This window comes from Bacillus sp. FSL K6-6038 (assembly GCF_038050455.1).
Lineage (GTDB): Bacteria > Bacillota > Bacilli > Bacillales > Bacillaceae_G > Bacillus_A > Bacillus_A pseudomycoides.
Genome location: NZ_JBBOUH010000001.1, coordinates 1,902,763 through 1,920,549, shown reverse-complemented (window position 1 = coordinate 1,920,549; position 17,787 = coordinate 1,902,763). Strand labels below are relative to the sequence as shown.

Below are 17,787 nucleotides of genomic sequence, written 5' to 3'. Positions count from 1 at the left end.
TTACCCATCCATTCTGTTAACCTAATAAACGATAGTATATTTGTTTTGCTCTTTGAATTTCATTTGTCCCGTGAATAAATACACGACTATCTTGGAAAATGACCACACGATAATCCTCTAGTTGGCAAGAAAGCAAATACGGGTTTCGATCTACTTTCCCGTGTTTTTTTAATTGTTTTTCTAACTGGTCAAAATTGTAACGACTATTATGCATCGGTCTAATTTGAACCGTATTTCTCCCGCATAAAACAACTGTCTTCGTTTGATTTTCATAAGATAAATAAGGATAAATCCTATGCGTTCCGCACGAAGGACAATTGTCTGTTTTTATTTTTTCTAGTTTGATGGAATGGTGTTGATTACTCCATATATCAAACATTAAAAAGGTTTTTCTAATTGCTGCGAAATCTTCCACTAAAATTTTGAATGCTTCTGCCACTTGATACGCTGCCACTATTTGGACAGCGGGACTAATAATTCCAACTGTGTCACACGTCGCTCCTGTAACTGGAACACTTTTAAGTACACAATGTAAGCACGGTGTTTTCTTTGGAATAATCGTATAGCTCATGCCATACCCCCCGACACAAGAACCATAAATCCACGGAATATCATATTTTTGTGATAGGTCATTTATCACAAATCGAATATCAAAATTATCTGTTGCATCAATGATTATATCGACATCGCCTAACAAAGCTTCCATATTTTCTATTCTTGCATCCATCACGAAAGCATTAATCTGTACCTCTGAATTGATTTGTTTCAACCGATTTTGAGCTGCAATTGCTTTTGGTAATTTTTCTATCGCATCTTGTTCAACATAAAGCTGTTGTCGCTGTAAATTACTCCATTCTACGTAATCACGATCAATAATCGTTAACTTTCCAATACCTGCACGAACAAACGCTTCTGCACTTGCACTTCCTAATGCACCTGCCCCCACAATCAACACATGCTTATTTCTAATCTTCTCTTGTCCTTTACTTCCAATAGGAGTGAACAACTGTTGACGTGAATACCGCTCTATCATTAGATAGCCTTCCTTTCATGTACATACTCATCATTTAATTAAAAAAACATGCTTCATATTCGATCATTTTCTCAATACATCTTTCTCTGTAGCACTTTGTTTCTGATAACAAGAAAAATAAGCAAACCCAACAAATCCAGCTCCACCAATTACATTTCCGATAAAGACAGGAACAAAGTTTTTAGCAAGATCCATCCACGTAAGATGACCAGCAAAAATAACTGCTGAAATAACAAACATATTTGCTACTACTTGCTGAAATCCAATTACTACAAAGGCCATAATCGGAATCCAAATTCCAACAATCTTTCCAATCAAATCGTTCGTTCCATAAGCTAACCAAATCGCAAGGCAAACGAGCCAGTTACAACCAATTGCTAAAATTAACGTTCTCCCAAACGATTCATGTAACTTATCTTGAGCTATCGCGATTGTTTTATTTAAATACGCCCCCTCTGTTAGCCCGCCAAGGTGGCCGAAACAATAAGCTACGAAAAGTGCACCAACAAAGTTAGTTAAAGTTATCCAAACCCAGTTATTCAACACATTTTTCAATGAAATTTTTCGTGCATAAAGTGCCATGGACAGTGACATCATGTTTCCCGTAATTAATTCTCCTCCTGCTAAGACTACGAGCATAAGACCTATAGGAAAAACCGCTCCTCCTATAAAATTTACTAAACTTCCCCATTGCTGAGGTACATTACCTAGAACGCGAATATTAAGCAAAAATCCTAACGAAATGAATGCTCCTCCTAAAAATCCAAGAATAAGCATTGCGGATAGCGATTGCCTTACCTTTTGAACACCGGATTCAATCACAAGCTCAGCGATTTGTTCCGGTTTATGAAATGACATAACCAATTCCTCCATTTTTCCAATTAAAAAAGCAGCTTCAAAAACCCTTAACATAATAAGGATTTTTGAATGCTGCTTAATCTCCCTGCATTTCTCTTACAGAGATATCAATCATCACTTTTACTATAAAATAGAAAATCTGCAAAACTTGCACACTTTCCACTACTTACTTTAACAAAAAGAAGCTACGAACAGCCTTCTGTCATAGTGATTTCTCAACCACCAATATGCGACATTTCAATTTTCGGCAATGCTTTTTTATTTGTATTACTTAGCCGTTCATCTGAATAGCAATCTGAACGATTATTCCAAATGTCACGAATAACATCAGTAATCTCCTCATCGGTATATCCAGAGCGAAGTAATTCCCTAAGATCATTTCCTTTAGAAGCAAACAAACAAGTATATAATTTTCCTTCTGCAGAAATACGAGCTCTTGTACATGATGAACAAAAAGAATCTGTTACAGATGAAATAATTCCTATTTCCTCATCGCTACCGATATAACGATAGCGAGTAGCAACTTCACCAGGATAGTTCGCTTCAATTCGTTCAAGCGGCATAACTTTATGAATCATCTCTAATATTTCTTGCTTAGAGACTACCTCACCTAATTCCCAGCCGTTATAATTTCCGACATCCATATATTCAATAAACCGCAAGATATGGTTATTCTCTTTAAAGTATTGTGCCATCTGAACGATGTCTTGCTCATTTTTTCCTTTTTGAACAACCATGTTCATTTTAATTTTCATTCCGACTTCCGCTGCAGCCTGTATTCCTGCAAGGACCGTTTTCACTTTACTTCTATTCCCATTTAAATAAGAGAAACGCTCTTCATCTAAAGAATCCAAACTAACTGTCACACGTGATAAACCCGCCTTATATAAATCAGGAGCAAACTTCTTAAGTAGTGATCCATTTGTCGTTAAACCGATATCCTCTACTCCATCAATTTTGTTAAGTCGCTGTATTAATTCAGAAAGATTTTTCCGAAGTAAAGGCTCTCCCCCAGTAATACGCAACTTTCTTACACCTAAAGAAACGAAAATACGCGCTACCCTTTCAATTTCATCAAAAGATAAAATTTTATCATTAGACAAAAAAGAATAATCACGACCAAATATTTCCTCTGGCATACAATATCGACAGCGAAAATTACAGCGGTCAGTAACAGAAATACGTAAATCCTTTAAAGGACGGTGCAATTTGTCTAATGTGACAGATTTCATGTTTATTGCCTCGCTTCTACTTATTTTATATTTACAACCCGCTCTGGATGCGTATATACATTTAAGGATCCATTACGAATAAAGCCTATTGTAGTAATCCCTAACTGTTCTGCTAGCTCCAGCGCTAACTCAGTTGGAGCGGATTTTGACAATATGATTTCACAACCAATTTTCGCAACTTTTAATAGAATTTCTGAAGATATACGGCCACTAAAAACAATAATTTTATCACCAATAGAAATGTTGTTTTTTAAACAATAGCCGTAAATTTTATCTAAAGTGTTATGTCTTCCTATATCCATTCGGCTTAAAACAATCCCATTCACATCACATAAAGCTGCATTATGAACCCCGCCTGTATGTTGAAAAGTAGACGCAGATTGCTGCATATCATTCATTAACCGAAAACAATCCTCGGCAGATACTTTTACGCGAATATCATTCATCTTCTTCGCAGTCAGCGCATCGTTTGCGAAAACAAATCCTTGCCTACTCATTCCACAGCATGAAGTAATATAACGCTTATTTTGGATATCACGATAATAAGGATTGATTTTTGTCGTTTTTACATGTACATATCCTTCTTTCTCCTGTACCCATATTTCATCAATATCTTCATACTTTCGGATTATACCTTCAGAGGCTAAAAAGCCTATTACCATATCTTCAATATACTCTGGAGTACTAACCATTGTAACAAATTCCTGTCCGTTAATTTTAACCGTCACTGGAAACTCTGTTACAATGCTGTCCTCTATTTGTTTAAATTCCCCTTGTTCATAACGGAAAATTCCCCGTTCCACCTGTATCGATTTCACGATCAGTATCCTTCTCTCACGTTATATTTTTATCAAAGACAAAGACTGAAACTGCAATATCTTCTTCCACTTTCATATCCGAAAACAGATGAACTAATTTTGCCCCAACAAGTTCCTCCAAATGTTCACGAGAATTGACAGCATAAACCTCCTGAATCATTTTCGTTCGAGCCATATGAACCATTTCCGCACCATCCATAGTTCCCGAAATGAATTTCTCAGTAGGTGTCAAATTTCCATAAAGTGTGGCAATAGCCATATTCTCAGCAAATACAGTATGAATTCGTTCCGGCCCTTTTCCGAACAAATCTTTTCGAAGTTTTCGTATCATATCATTAAATTCATGTACCATTTTTGACATACTTGCATTCCTCCCCGATTCATTAATAATACTTTTCAAATACTACTTCATCATAAATATTTTAACAAAATGACCTTTTCGTCTAAATTATTCACTCAAATAATTAAACGAAAAGGCTCATCTTTTGGAATTATTTCAAACATGCATACAACATATGAAATAATATTATTGTTGCTTACCTATTCGTCTTTTAACCCTTTACCCATACCTTTTAAGAAATGAAGACCGAATCCGATAGCACGGTTAATATCCGGATCCTTAAGTACCTTCATAAGGTCCAGTATTCCTACTTTTTTATTACTTTGCAGATGCTGATTACCTTCATCCATGCCTGTTAATACACTACCTACAAGCTTTTTAGTAAGTTCCGGATTAAGCTCTGTTAAAGCTCCTGCAGCGCCCATCATATTATTAATTAAATTTGTAACTGGTTCACGAGTGACTTGTCCTAAAACAATTTTTGCAATTGGTTCTTTCGCTTTAAGCATAGAATTTGCAGCTTCCAGCATCCCAATATCATTCAGTTCACCTACAATATTAAACATTTGATTTAAAGCTTCTTCATTATTAGCTAGAAGTTCTTTTAAATCTTCTAGCTTTTGTTGCTTTTGTTCTTCCTCAGTTAGCCCCTGCTTCTGGATCGCCTTAATAGGTGCTGCCATATTCTTTTCTCCTCCCTAGTTATCCGTTAAATGTACGTATCCTGGACGAGCCCACTTACGATTTACCTCAATCCCATTTTGAGGATGACGCTTTTTGTTACGTGGATTCGCTTTTGGCATCGGATTTTCACCTTCTACTTGTAACACTTCCATACGAACCTTCGTTTGTTTATATGCAGGTGTATTCGTACGTTGATCGACCGCCGGACCAGTTAAGAAATTAATCGCCGATTCTTTATCAGTTGAGTTCATCGGTAAATAAAGCTCATTTTCTTTTACGCGATCCGTTACAAGTGCACGTAATTTAAGTGCTCCAAAAGGAGAAACAAGGCGCACTAACGAACCAGTTTTAACTCCACGTTCTTTTGCAAGTTCTGGAGAAACTTCAACGAATACACCAGGCACTTTCGTTTGAATACCAGTTGATTTATTTGTCATATTACCTTCATGGAAATGTTCAAGCATACGACCATTATTAATGTGAAGATCATATTCCGCTGGGAATTCAGCAGGACGTACCCAATCAGCTAGCGCAAAACGAGCTTTTTTGTCTGGGAAGTTAAATCCATCTTGGAAAAGAAGCGGCGTATTCGTTCCTTCAAAGCTTCCCCAATGGAAACTATTCCAGCCTTCAAGTACTTCATAGTTTGCTTGTGCGAAAAGTGGCGATAAACTTGCCATTTCAGCAAAGATTTCACTTGGATGACTATAGTTCCAATTTGCGCCTAATTTATTTGCAATCGCTTGTACGATCCACCAATCTGGTTTCGCATCACCTAGCGTTGGAAGAACTTGATATAACCTTTGTACACGACGCTCTGTATTTGTGAAAGTACCTTCTTTTTCAAGAGATGGTGCTGCTGGTAACACTACATCGGCGTATTGAGCAGTTTTAGAAAGGAAAACATCTTGAACGACAAAGAATTCAAGACTTGATAAAACTTCATGTACATGATTTGCGTTAGAGTCTACAAGGGCCATATCCTCCCCAACTAGATACATTGCTTTCATTTTCTCTTCTTCAATTGCGTGAAGCATTTCAATGTTATTAAGACCTGGTTTGTTATCAATTTTTACCCCGTAAGCTATTTCAAATTTCGCACGTTCTACATCGTCAGTAACGTGCTGATATCCTGGAAGCCAGCCTGGGAGAGTTCCCATATCACAAGCACCTTGTACGTTGTTATGACCTCGTAGCGGATATGCACCAGCACCTGGGCGACGATAATTTCCTGTTGCAAGAAGTAAATTTGAAATCGCAGCGGAAGTATCTGAACCACCCGTATTTTGCGTTACACCCATTCCCCAAAGAATACAAGTACCATCTGCGTCACGAATCATTTCTGCCATTCTAACGAGAGTTTCTTTTGAAATGCCTGTAATCTCTTCTGCATATTCAAGCGTATATTCTGCAAGACTATCTTTGAAGTCTTCAAAGAAGTTTACATTCTCGTCGATGAACTGTTGATCATGCCAACCTTGATCAATCATATATTTCGTAACAGCCATTAACCATACTTGATCTGTTCCTTGCTTTGGACTAATAAAGATATCTGAACGCTCTGCCATTTCGGTTTTACGAAGATCTGCAACAATTAGTTTTTGACCGTGAAGTTTATGCGCACGTTTCACACGAGTAGCTAAAACTGGGTGGCCTTCTGTTGGATTTGAACCAACGATAATAACAAGACCTGATTGTGCAATATCTTTAATCGTTCCGGCATCTCCGCCCATACCAATCGTACGGAATAACCCATCTGTTGCTGGCGATTGACAATAACGAGAGCAGTTATCAATGTTGTTCGTTTCGAATACTTGTCGAGCTAATTTTTGAATAACATAGTTGTCTTCATTCGTAATTTTAGAAGAAGAAATAAAACCTACAGAACCACTGCCGTACTCTTGTTTAATAGATCCTAATTTATTTGCCACTAATTCAAGTGCTTCTTCCCACGTTGATTCAACAAATGTTCCATTTTTACGAATTAAAGGCTTAGTGAGTCGTTCTTCAGAATTTACAAAATCCCAACCAAATTTTCCTTTTACGCAAGTAGAAATTGCATTAACCGGCGCTTCAGAAGTTGGTTGGACTTTAAGAATTTTACGTCCCTTCGTCCACACTTCGAATGAGCACCCTACACCACAAAACGTACATACTGTTTTCGTTTTCTTCGTACGAGTTTCACGCATCGCAGCTTCTACTTCTGATATAGCGAAAATACCACTGTATCCAGGTTCCACTTCTTTTATAAGATCAACCATAGGCTCAAGTATGTCCGGCTTCAGCCCAGTCATAAATCCAGCTTCACCAAGCATCGATTTTTCCATCAAAGCATTACAAGGGCAAATAGTTACACATTGACCGCAGCTAACACATGAAGAATCGTTAATATCCACTCCATCATCCCAAATAACACGAGGACGTTCCGCTTCCCAATCAATAGATAACGTTTCATTTACTTGTAAGTTTTGACACACCTCTACACATTGACCGCACGCAATACACTGATTAGGATCATAGCGATAAAATGGATGAGACATATCAACCTCACTTGCATCTACTTTTGGCTCGTAAGGATATTTTTGATGCTCAATTTCCATTAATTCTGCCGTATTATGCAATTTGCAGTTCCCGTTATTGTTGTCACAGACCGTACAATAAAGTAAATGGTTTTCTAATAAGCGATCCATCGCCTCCGTTTGTGCTGCCTTTGCACTAATAGAGGACAACTCAATATTCATACCGTCCGTTGCTACTGCCGAGCAGGATCGCACAAGTTTTCCATCAACTTCTACAATACAAGTATCACATGTTTGAATAGGATCCACTTCAGGCACATAACAGATTTGTGGATGTTCAATCCCGTTCTCATTAATGATGCCTAATATAGTTGAACCGGGCTTAGCACTATATTCTTTGCCGTCAATTGTAATATGAACCATGCTGTCATTCATGGTCTTTCCCCCTTTTTGAGAATAAAAAAAACTCCACCACGAAAATATACGCACCGAATTAATAGGTACGCTATCATCATGGTGGAGTAGTTTATTAGCACATCTTGCTAAAATACCAATCCATTTATTCATAAGTAAAATGATAGATTCATAACAGGTCATATCACGATTCCATCTTTAACACTATAATTATAGCGTTTAATCCAAAAATACACAATATAAAAATGATAAAAAAGTCACGGCACTCAATGCTCTGACTTGTTTGGATATATTCGTTTAATCACGAAGCCATGCATTGACAAGCATAATTCAACGCATGCTACTGAGCTTTCGGTGAATTAACTTTGCAGTCTCCATCCGTTTCAACATAGGGATAAGTGTTCCTGTATCCAGCCTTCACCGTGCTTTGTTTGCTTTCCCAAAGTACCAGAGGAACAAGATATTACAGATGAGTCAAACTCAGTTCTTTGATAGCTGTAGGACTAATTATTTATTTTTGTTATTCTCGCAATAAAAGTTCACTTAATAATAAGTATTAGCTCACATAAAAAAATAAATGTAACTTAATTTTAAATACACGGTTATTTATTAAGCTAAAGGATTTCTTATAAAAAATCCTCCAGCTTTTTTATAATCATAATTTGAATTAGCAAACTTTGATGAAACATATCTTTGTACAACAAAAAGAAAGCATACATCTGCATTTTATGCAAAGTTATACTTCATATCACACGTTGTTTTATATTAGAATCAACGTGCAATGCTATTTTATTATTTTTTAAATGGCTTTATTATTTGTTAAATACCTTTTTAATTCGTGAACATTAATTCCCCAAATAAAACCTTTGTATAGTTATTCTTATTCTGAATGGCTTATATTGTCTTGACGCAAGATATACGAAAAAAAGCACTCCATCTTGCTACAGAACCTTTTTACCTAGTAAAGAACTTTTTTATTAGCTGACAACTCTCACTTCTCAAACACAAAATTGATTTTATTCTCTTTCCACTCTAATTTCGCATCGAAAGTTTTATCATTCTTCTTAAAACCTTTAATTAAATCTGTTTGTTCACCTTTTAATAACTTAGTCATATTCTTTTGCGATATTGTTTTCCCTAATATTTTTTTTGAAATCGTGAAATCACATTGTGTTGTATTATAGTTCGAGCACCCATAAAAAGTTGATTTATCGATTATATCACCATCACATTTTTTACATTTCCCTACTTTTTTACCTGTTGTAAACTTCGATTCTTTACGTTCAATCGATTCAACATGTAATCCAGTAAAGTCCCATTTCTCAGACATTTCAATCGCATCTTCAATAATTTTCGCTGATAGCTTTTTCGTTTGTTCCATAAAGGTTGCTGGAGAAGCTATGCCTTCCCCAATTTCAGCAAGACGCTGTTCCCACTTCGCAGTCATTTCTGGAGAAGCTAAAATTTTATCACCAATTGCGGTAATTAATACTTTTCCTTTATCTGTTGCATACACTTGATTTTTCTTCACATCAATATACTTACGATCTTTCAGCATTGTAATGATGCCTGCACGGGTTGCCTCTGTCCCTAACCCTTCTGTCTTTTTTAATACTTTCTCTAGCTCTTCATTTTCTAAATATTTCCCAGCTGTCTTCATTAGCGTAATAAGCTGCCCTTCTGTATAACGCTTTGGTGGCTGTGTTTTTCCTTCTTTCACTTTCACCTTTACAACTTTTCCTTGCTCGCCTTCTGCTACGATTGGAAGAATGGTTTCATCTTCTTTATCATCTTGGAAAATAACTTTGCGCCAGCCTTCTTGAATTTGCTGTTTCCCTTTTGAAATAAATTCAGCACGGCTATCAACAAGTGTTGTAATTGTTGTATAGTCAAAGATCGCAACTTCATAATGAGCCGCAATAAGACGCCTTACAATCATATCGTAAATTTTCTTTTCATCGCCAGATAGTTTATTTGGATTTGTCGCTTGTTCTGTTGGAATAATTGCATAGTGATCTGTAACCTTTTTCTCATTCACATATCGCTTATTATTCATAATGGACTCAATCGGCGCTGGTAATAACTCTTTATATTCTTCAAACTGGCTTAATTTTTGTAAGATGTCAGGGAACGTTGCTGCTTCTCCTTGTGTTACATAGTTAGAATCCGAACGTGGGTAAGACACAATACCTTTTTGATACAATGCTTGTGTAATATCAAGAGTCTTTTTTGGTGAAAACTTAAATGCTTTATTCGCTGTTGCTTGCAGTGATGATAAGTTAAATAAAAACGGTGGTTGAAACTCCTTCCGCTCCGTTTTCATTTCTTTTACTTCAGCCGGTTTATTTTGGCAAAATGCTGCAATTTTATTTGCCATATCAGGGTCTTTTAAACGGGACTCATTATCTTTCTCCCATTTCCCTTCATATTTCTTTCCTTCTATATTAAAAGTTGCAAACACTTCCCAAAACGGCTCTGATTTAAAGTTTTCTATTTCTTTTTCACGTTTCACAATTAAAGCTAATGTCGGCGTTTGTACACGGCCAGCCGAAAACACATCATTCATTCCTTTTTTCTTTAGCAAAATACTAAAGACACGCGATGCATTCATCCCAACCACCCAGTCGGCACATGATCGTGTGTATGCTTCATAGTACGTATTGATTGTATCTGCTTCATCAAGTAAATTTTTAAATCCTTGATAAATCGCTTGCTTCGTTAAGGAGGAGATCCATAGACGTTTCATCGGTTTTTGCACGTTACAAAGATTGATAATATTTCGTACAATTAATTCCCCTTCACGCCCCGCATCGCCTGCATGAATAATTCCCGTCACTTGCGGATTATGTAACAGCTGTTTCACAACATTAAATTGCTTATACTTTGATTTTGTAACTTCAAATTGAAAACGTTCCGGAATCATTGGTAATGTATCGAGTGACCACTTTTTCCACTCAGCGTGATAATGTTCCGGATTACATAACTGCGTCAAATGACCAATTGCCCATGTACAGTAAGCTCCATTTGGAAATAACTCATTTGCTTCTACTTCTAAATAGCCGTCTTTTCGGCGATATTTAAATTGAGAAACAAGGGCCAAACCTTGATCTGGTTTCTCGGCTATGATTAATTTCATTTTATAACTCCCTATCTAAATTCCAATGCTACTTTCATTTTATCTCTGTTTTATAAGTGATGAAAAATATCTATCATTTTTATCATTCACAATTTATCTTATATTTTTTAGACCTATAATATTATACGCTTAACCTTCACACCTTCACAATAGGAGACTATATAAACCATAGATTTAATAAAGATATGGAATTCATATAGGGTGCGGGAGATCCAAAGAAAAACCATGCAAATAAACCATCTTTTGCGGAGAACCCGTTCCTTTTCCCTTAGATATAAGAACATCCCTTTAGATATTCGAACCTAAAGGGATGAAACCATGCAACTTTTTTACAAACACCGGGGCTTTATTTTAAGCATATTAACTTTATTTCAACTCTACACTAAAATTTGTTTTTGCATGCCGCCTATTTATATATATTTTTCCTTAAAAACAAAAAAATAAAAAATGATCAAAATTGCATTGATCTTATAATAATAAAGACAATTAATAGTTACCATAGTGCTTGAAGTTCCTAACCTTTTAACAATTAATCAGAAATTTTATACAGTTATTAACAAAAAAATAGTGTATATCGTTGATCATTGTTTTGAATAGGGACTCCAATACTGTTCAATACCATATTATCAAAAAAGCCAGTAGCAAATAAACGATTGGGATACGTTGCAATCCCACTGTATAGATTTCCATGTAGTACATTCTCAATCATCTCTTCACTAATATTGATTTTTTTAAAAGCATCTGCCTATCGTTTCCCTTGTTTTTATCCTCTATTTTGTTTGTATTTATTGGCTAAATATCTAGCATAGTGAATCGTATTTCTAACTACATCTAATTCAAGATTAAATATATTAGGTGCACCTGGTCTCCAATTCACTTCAAACAACCACAATTTTTGGTCCTCATCAATCCCAACATCAATTCCTAATTCATCAAATGATACACTGTCATATAAAGAATCAAAATGGTTAACAAAGCTTACTGCAAACCGCTCCAAATACCTTTGAATATTGTACCAGTTGTCATCAAACTCTGTTTTTAAAAAAATTTCTAGATACGTGCTATAACCACCACTACCCATATTTGATACAATGCTTCCCAATGGACCTATCCTTGGAAAAATTGAAGTAATGACCCATTTTCCTTCTCCGTTTCTTTGAACATGCAGCCTGAAATCATAAACATGACCAGTTTTCATTTGACATGAAATAAATTGTTGAACTAGGTAATCTTGTTCTTGTATTTTATGAGATATAAAGTCTAACAATTGTTTTTCATTAATAGATGAGACTTGCCCTGCCTCATTCATTTTGTAATGCTCTACCCCATATTTTTCAATAAAAACGATGCCCCCACCTTGATGCCCAGACATCGGTTTGATAATAACTTTTTTATAGCGCTTAATCATGTCAAAAAACTTCCTAGCATTAGTTAATTCATAAAAAGGAATAAGATATTGTTCAAACTCTTTTGCTTTTTTAATTCTGTTATATACACTTAATTTATCTCCAATTGAATGACTTGTGAATGGAATCCTATCGTATAGATAATCAAAGATTTTCTCAGTTTTATCACTAACAGGAGCGCTTGCATTATAAATGACATCGGGAAAAGAAAATTCTTTTTCAATCCACTCGCCGTTTTCATAGATTTTTCCTAAAATCGTTTGATTTTCTATTTTTACTTTCCCTGGGGTAAAGTAAAAGAAGTTGACACCTTCAGCTTTTGCTACAGCGGCACAAGCATATGCTCTCCTTACGTTTCTTGGATCTTCTCGATGATGAAGCATACCAATTATAGTCATATTGGTTCCCTTCCCCTCTTTCTAAAGTTCTTTTTCAACATACAGATCAAATTCAACTTATATATATTCATATTTTTTCCACATTTAACCAATTTCCAAAAGATTAAGAACAACCTTTGTCCCATTTTTATATTCTATTTATATAGATAACAGAGCTTATTTTATAAAAACAAGTAAAGATAGGGTGGGGTAAGATTATGAATACTATTGTTTTTATTGAAACAAATAAATCTGGATCGAGTAGGGAAGCAATTAAAGCAGCAGAGAAACTTAATTTCTTTACGGTTTTGTTAACAGACCAAAAAAGATTTCTTGAAGAACGAAGTGAATTTCCGGATGTACATCAGATGATATTTACCGATATAAATGATTATGATAATTTAATTACAGTAATCCACAATCTAAAAAAAACAGGGAAAAATATAAAAGGAATTTTTAGTTTTATTGATTATTTTGTTTATGTCGCTGCATGTTTGTCTGAGAAGTTCTGTAAAAGTATGGTATCTACTGACGCAATTTATCATATGGAAAATAAAATATTGACCCGTAACGTGCTTAAGAATTTACCGATTTCACTCAATTATTTAATTTACAAACCAACAGAATCCTTATCATCTTTTCTTAAAACTGTAGAGATGAAATTTCCTCTTGTCGTTAAATCCCCTGAATCAGCAGGATCAAAAGATGTATTGTTGGCAAAGGATAGAGATCAATTAATTTCATCTATGCAAACCCTTTTAAAAAAACGACCTAATGAAGAAATTCTACTTGAAGAATATGTAGATGGACCTCAGTACTTAGTTGAAGTTTTAGTTCACAATAAAAAGGTTCATATTATTGCAGTGATTGAACAAGAAATTACATTTTTTGAACGTTTTATCGTCACTGGTTATTCTTTGTTAGGACAATTAGACACTAAACTACATTATAGTCTTCTTAACGCTATTCATTCTGTTGTACATGCTTTTGATATAAAAAATGGTGCTTGTCATCTGGAGCTCCGCAGAGTAAATGGTATTTGGAAGTTAATTGAGATAAACCCAAGGATATCAGGCGGAGCTATGAATCGTATGATTGAAGTTGGACATGGAATCAACTTAGTACAGGAAACGATTCAGTTAATGTTAGGAAATAAACCTTCACTGAATAAAAAACATTATAAATATGTGTATACGCACTACTTAACAGTCGCTTATAGAGGGAAATTAATTCGAGTTACAGGAAAAAAGCGTAGCTCTAAATATCCTGGTGTAGAAGAAGTATATATAAAACCTAAAAAGGGAAGTATCCTAAAACCTCCTAAATCAATGGGGGATCGGTGCGGCTACGTTTTAGCAGCATCATTTTCTAAACAAGAAGCTAAAAGAATAGCTTTAGAAGCAGCTAAAGAAATTTCTTTTGACATTGAACCAATGAATACAACAGCATAGATTATGCTGCATTCAAACGATACTCAAAATAAAAACGAAACCCTTATACATTATAGTGTTTCGTTTTTTTTATCGTATTTGTTATGACGTTGTTTCTTAAAACTATAAACTAATGATTATTTTTTTACCTCCTTAAACAAAAAGCTGGTCCTCAAAATTTGAAGACCAGCTTTTTTAACTCGCTTTAAAACCACCACCTAATACATCACGTACATCGTGAATGACAACGAATGCATTTTCATCTTTTTGGCTCACGACTTTCTTTAATTGAATGAGCTCTTGTTTATTGATGACAACATATAATACTTCTTTGTTATTTCCTGTGTAACCACCTTTCCCATCTAGTACTGTTACACCTCGTGTCATACTCTTCATAATGGATTCTCTGATCATGTCTGGATAGTTTGAAATAATTGTTACAGCAGTCTTTGTATTCAATCCTTCTACAATAAAATCAATAACCTTTGCACCGATAAATACCGCTACCAGCGTATACATCGCTTTTTCCTGCCCAATAATAAATACTGAACCTGCAATAACGACGATATCAATAATTAATACACCTTTTCCAACACTCCAACCTAAATATTGGTTTGCTAATTGTGCTATGATTGCAGATCCACCTGATGTACCACCTGCACGGAACATAAATCCTAAACCAACACCAACGAAAACACCCGCAAATAGAGCTGCTAACAATGTATCATGATTTACCGGAGTCGCTATATCTTCTGTGATATATAAAAAGAAAGATGAAGAGACAATACCAAGTATTGTATACACCATTGTCTTTCTATCAAAAAACTTATACCCAATTGCAAGTAATACTGCATTTATTAAAAGGTTTACAGTACCTGGTGACCATTCAAACAAATAATATGTAATAACTGTAAGCCCAATAACTCCACCTTCAGATAACCGATTTGGAATAGCAAAAAAGTTAATCCCAATCGCAAACAATAAGGATCCTATTACGACAAGCGCTACTTCTTTCACTCTTTCATTTATTACTCTTTCATTCATTACTTTTCCCCCAATATATAGTTTCCAGCCTACTTTCAGATCAGAGAATCAAGCGAATTCTTTCCATTTCTCTGCATGCTTTTCTATCATTTCAATTAATTTCTTCATTGCAGGAGTTAACCATTTGCTTTTATGATATGCCAATTCAGTTGTAACGAAATCTTCACTATACGTCCATGGTAGTACACTTAGCTTGCCTTGCTCGATTTCTTCCTTTACCGTTATAAACGGTAAATAAGATATCCCTAGCCCACACATAACGGTTTGCTTAATCGCTTCAATACTCCAAAAATGAATATGAGAACAATTAATACCATCTTCTTTAATCCGTCTTTCTAACAAATCTCGGTAACTCCCTGGCTCTGTAAGCAACAACATTTCTCCTTCTAAATCAGCAGGACTAACGCTCACCTTTTTTGTTAGTGGATGTTTGGGCGGAGCAATAAGCACAATCTTCTCTTGAACAAGAGAATGAGTAACAATGTCTGTACCCAGTTGCTCCGGATGTGTAAATAAAGCGAAATCAAATTTTCCTGATTTTAGCTCATTGTGCAATTCTTGACTCTCTGATGGTTGTAAAATGATATGTACTTGCGGATACTTCCTTTTAAATTCATATAAAACAGCAGGTAATCGATAAATCATTAAAGACTCATTCGCTCCAATGCGTATTGTCCCTGAAAATTTCCCGTTCATTTGAGATGATTCCAATGCTTCATTTGATAATTCCAATATTTTATGCGCATAAGAAAGCATATGCTCCCCTACATCAGTTAAAATTACCTTTTTTCCAAGACGATCAAATAATGGATTTCCAATCTCTTCTTCTAATGATCGAATATGATTAGTAATTGTCGATTGCGTATACCCAAGTTGTTCTCCAGCCCGTGTAAAGCCACCGCTTTCCGCTACAATAATAAAAGTTTTCAAATGGCGCAGCTCCATACTTACTCCTCCTGTTGTACGATCATTCTTTTATTTTATATAAAGTTAAAATATAATTTCCAGATGTTTTTCTTGTTATAACCATATCTTCATAATAATGAAAAAGTTAATATGTAGGTTACATAGTTTTCTCTTACGCAGAAATGCAGTCCATTGTTCACCGAGACACCAATAAAAATAATCATTCTCATGAAATTAGTTGGTTTTAGTAACAATCTCATATATTTTCTATTCTGCGAGCTTGAGCGATTTCCTAAAAAATCATTGATTAACTATCTAAACGACTTATTAAATCGAACGATTTATGCACAAATAGCATTCCGAAAAGAAGGACAATTAAATAGCTGTTCCTGTGCACTCACCTAATCGCTATTATATATTTAGAATGCAAATAAATAAAATGAATTATTTTAATAGAAATCATTTATAAAATTGATGGATAAACCTAATGTAATCTAGTTAGACACCTTTTTTAAAAAAGGGGTGTTTTTTTCATTTACAACTATTGACATAATCAAAAAGAAATATCAATATCACTATAAATTAGTGAGTTACTATTTTATAGTTAAAAGAGGTGAACAAAATGAAAAATATATTATTTCGCATTAATGAATTAGCAAAAAAAGAAAAAGCTTCCGGACTAAAAAAAACTGAAAAACAGGAACAACAAATGTTAAGACAACACTATATGACAGAATTTCGCGGAAGTTTAGATTCCATTTTATTAAATACAACGATTGTAGATCCTAACGGGGAAAACGTTACTCCACTTGCTTTACAGCATGCACAAAATCGTATGAACCTTACAAATTGAGATCCAAAATCGATTCAAACGACCAATTTTACAAAATAATATCAACGTAAAAAGAGCCAAATTTCTATATTGAGAAATTCCGGCTCTTTTTGACATAATTCTATGTCTACTACATTGTAATTCAAACACCATATCAATCCGCATATTTTTGTTTCACCTGTTGATATTTTTCCCATGTATCGATATCAAAAAATATTTTGTCGTTTTGAGACAACAATGAAATTCCATTTATCGTAGGCTTCATAAAAATTGCACGTGCTCCTTCATCCCCTTTCAACGCTTTAAAAAACGGAAACACTTTCTTTGTAAATAAAACAGGAGGTTGCCTTATTCCCCTATAACTCGCTGCTACAAAATGAATGTTTTTATTTTGCTCATAGCAATCCATTATCTTATTAATAAATTCAGCTGTAACGAATGGTTGATCCGCCAAAAGAACAACCACTGCATCTACATTTATTTTTTTCGCCATTTTAACACCACACTGAAGAGAATATGACTGTCCCTTATCAGCGTTTGGACAAGAAAGAATATACACATTTTCACGGCACATCCTCTTTAATATCCACGTGGGGTCATTTGTAACAACAATAATATGAGAGAGCCTTGAAGAAAATGCCGCTTGTAACGCTATGTTTCCAAGTGGTTTCCCCTGTAATGGTAAGTATAATTTATTTATTCCTGGCCCCATCCTTCGACTGTTTCCAGCAGCTAAATATATACCAGCAATCTTTATT

Annotated in this window: 15 protein-coding genes; 2 read left to right on the top strand and 13 right to left on the bottom strand. The window is 35.0% G+C overall.

Annotated elements, in window-relative coordinates; translation table 11 throughout:
* Positions 1-16: 16 nt before the first annotated feature.
* The 10 genes from NSQ40_RS09790 to NSQ40_RS09745 all read right to left on the bottom strand — a co-directional run bounded on the left by NSQ40_RS09790 (position 17) and on the right by NSQ40_RS09745 (position 12,838).
* Positions 17-1,033 (bottom strand): molybdopterin-synthase adenylyltransferase MoeB, encoded by a 1,017-nt coding sequence (locus tag NSQ40_RS09790; protein WP_003196886.1) that lies wholly within the window; start codon positions 1,031-1,033, stop codon positions 17-19.
* A 63-nt stretch (positions 1,034-1,096) separates the two neighbouring features.
* The gene (locus NSQ40_RS09785; protein WP_029427105.1) at positions 1,097-1,891 is read right to left on the bottom strand and encodes a formate/nitrite transporter family protein; all 795 of its coding nucleotides are present in this window, start codon (positions 1,889-1,891) and stop codon (positions 1,097-1,099) included.
* Between the two features lie 215 nt (positions 1,892-2,106).
* A complete protein-coding gene (gene moaA, locus NSQ40_RS09780; protein WP_341286102.1) occupies positions 2,107-3,123 on the bottom strand; it encodes a GTP 3',8-cyclase MoaA in 1,017 nt (338 codons plus the stop codon).
* 20 nt (positions 3,124-3,143) lie between these two features.
* On the bottom strand, positions 3,144-3,941 hold the full coding sequence (gene fdhD, locus NSQ40_RS09775; RefSeq protein WP_033796071.1) for a formate dehydrogenase accessory sulfurtransferase FdhD: 798 nt from the start codon (positions 3,939-3,941) through the stop codon (positions 3,144-3,146).
* Positions 3,942-3,957: 16 nt separating this feature from the next.
* Entirely contained in the window at positions 3,958-4,302 is a 345-nt protein-coding gene (locus NSQ40_RS09770; protein WP_000041501.1) for a DUF2294 domain-containing protein, read from the bottom strand.
* 179 nt (positions 4,303-4,481) lie between these two features.
* Entirely contained in the window at positions 4,482-4,964 is a 483-nt protein-coding gene (locus NSQ40_RS09765) for a DUF1641 domain-containing protein (RefSeq protein ID WP_003196878.1), read from the bottom strand.
* Positions 4,965-4,979: 15 nt separating this feature from the next.
* The gene (gene fdhF, locus NSQ40_RS09760; RefSeq protein ID WP_003206898.1) at positions 4,980-7,919 is read right to left on the bottom strand and encodes a formate dehydrogenase subunit alpha; all 2,940 of its coding nucleotides are present in this window, start codon (positions 7,917-7,919) and stop codon (positions 4,980-4,982) included.
* Between the two features lie 970 nt (positions 7,920-8,889).
* Entirely contained in the window at positions 8,890-11,034 is a 2,145-nt protein-coding gene (gene topB / locus NSQ40_RS09755) for a DNA topoisomerase III (protein ID WP_003196873.1), read from the bottom strand.
* Between the two features lie 553 nt (positions 11,035-11,587).
* On the bottom strand, positions 11,588-11,743 hold the full coding sequence (locus NSQ40_RS09750; protein ID WP_176523891.1) for a hypothetical protein: 156 nt from the start codon (positions 11,741-11,743) through the stop codon (positions 11,588-11,590).
* Between the two features lie 54 nt (positions 11,744-11,797).
* Positions 11,798-12,838, bottom strand: a complete 1,041-nt coding sequence (locus tag NSQ40_RS09745) for a YheC/YheD family endospore coat-associated protein (protein WP_003206826.1) — start codon at positions 12,836-12,838, stop codon at positions 11,798-11,800.
* A gap of 197 nt (positions 12,839-13,035) precedes the next feature.
* Between NSQ40_RS09745 and NSQ40_RS09740 the strand changes: the two genes are divergently transcribed.
* Complete coding sequence (locus NSQ40_RS09740; protein ID WP_003196866.1) at positions 13,036-14,268, top strand: ATP-grasp domain-containing protein; 1,233 nt, start codon at positions 13,036-13,038, stop codon at positions 14,266-14,268.
* Between the two features lie 174 nt (positions 14,269-14,442).
* Here the strand turns inward: NSQ40_RS09740 and NSQ40_RS09735 are convergent, their stop codons facing one another.
* Complete coding sequence (locus tag NSQ40_RS09735) at positions 14,443-15,291, bottom strand: YitT family protein (RefSeq protein ID WP_003196864.1); 849 nt, start codon at positions 15,289-15,291, stop codon at positions 14,443-14,445.
* A gap of 48 nt (positions 15,292-15,339) precedes the next feature.
* Entirely contained in the window at positions 15,340-16,236 is an 897-nt protein-coding gene (locus NSQ40_RS09730) for a LysR family transcriptional regulator (protein ID WP_003196862.1), read from the bottom strand.
* A 583-nt stretch (positions 16,237-16,819) separates the two neighbouring features.
* Here NSQ40_RS09730 and NSQ40_RS09725 point away from each other — a divergent pair.
* Positions 16,820-17,050: a DUF896 domain-containing protein gene (locus NSQ40_RS09725; protein WP_018765396.1), complete on the top strand. Its 231-nt coding sequence runs from the start codon at positions 16,820-16,822 to the stop codon at positions 17,048-17,050.
* 133 nt (positions 17,051-17,183) lie between these two features.
* On the opposite strand, the gene NSQ40_RS09720 is transcribed toward NSQ40_RS09725, so the two are convergent.
* The gene (locus NSQ40_RS09720) at positions 17,184-17,786 is read right to left on the bottom strand and encodes a nucleotidyltransferase family protein (RefSeq protein ID WP_080547197.1); all 603 of its coding nucleotides are present in this window, start codon (positions 17,784-17,786) and stop codon (positions 17,184-17,186) included.
* Position 17,787: the final 1 nt, after the last annotated feature.

What these genes read in the sequence shown, in the direction of transcription:
- NSQ40_RS09790 (WP_003196886.1), bottom strand. Translation starts at nt 1,033, where the DNA reads ATGATAGAGCGGTATTCACGTCAACAGTTGTTCACTCCTATTGGAAGT.
- NSQ40_RS09785 (WP_029427105.1), bottom strand. Translation starts at nt 1,891, where the DNA reads ATGTCATTTCATAAACCGGAACAAATCGCTGAGCTTGTGATTGAATCC.
- moaA (WP_341286102.1), bottom strand. Translation starts at nt 3,123, where the DNA reads ATGAAATCTGTCACATTAGACAAATTGCACCGTCCTTTAAAGGATTTA.
- NSQ40_RS09770 (WP_000041501.1), bottom strand. Translation starts at nt 4,302, where the DNA reads ATGTCAAAAATGGTACATGAATTTAATGATATGATACGAAAACTTCGA.
- NSQ40_RS09765 (WP_003196878.1), bottom strand. Translation starts at nt 4,964, where the DNA reads ATGGCAGCACCTATTAAGGCGATCCAGAAGCAGGGGCTAACTGAGGAA.
- fdhF (WP_003206898.1), bottom strand. Translation starts at nt 7,919, where the DNA reads ATGAATGACAGCATGGTTCATATTACAATTGACGGCAAAGAATATAGT.
- topB (WP_003196873.1), bottom strand. Translation starts at nt 11,034, where the DNA reads ATGAAATTAATCATAGCCGAGAAACCAGATCAAGGTTTGGCCCTTGTT.
- NSQ40_RS09750 (WP_176523891.1), bottom strand. Translation starts at nt 11,743, where the DNA reads ATGATTGAGAATGTACTACATGGAAATCTATACAGTGGGATTGCAACG.
- NSQ40_RS09745 (WP_003206826.1), bottom strand. Translation starts at nt 12,838, where the DNA reads ATGACTATAATTGGTATGCTTCATCATCGAGAAGATCCAAGAAACGTA.
- NSQ40_RS09740 (WP_003196866.1), top strand. Translation starts at nt 13,036, where the DNA reads ATGAATACTATTGTTTTTATTGAAACAAATAAATCTGGATCGAGTAGG.
- NSQ40_RS09735 (WP_003196864.1), bottom strand. Translation starts at nt 15,291, where the DNA reads ATGAATGAAAGAGTAATAAATGAAAGAGTGAAAGAAGTAGCGCTTGTC.
- NSQ40_RS09730 (WP_003196862.1), bottom strand. Translation starts at nt 16,236, where the DNA reads ATGGAGCTGCGCCATTTGAAAACTTTTATTATTGTAGCGGAAAGCGGT.
- NSQ40_RS09725 (WP_018765396.1), top strand. Translation starts at nt 16,820, where the DNA reads ATGAAAAATATATTATTTCGCATTAATGAATTAGCAAAAAAAGAAAAA.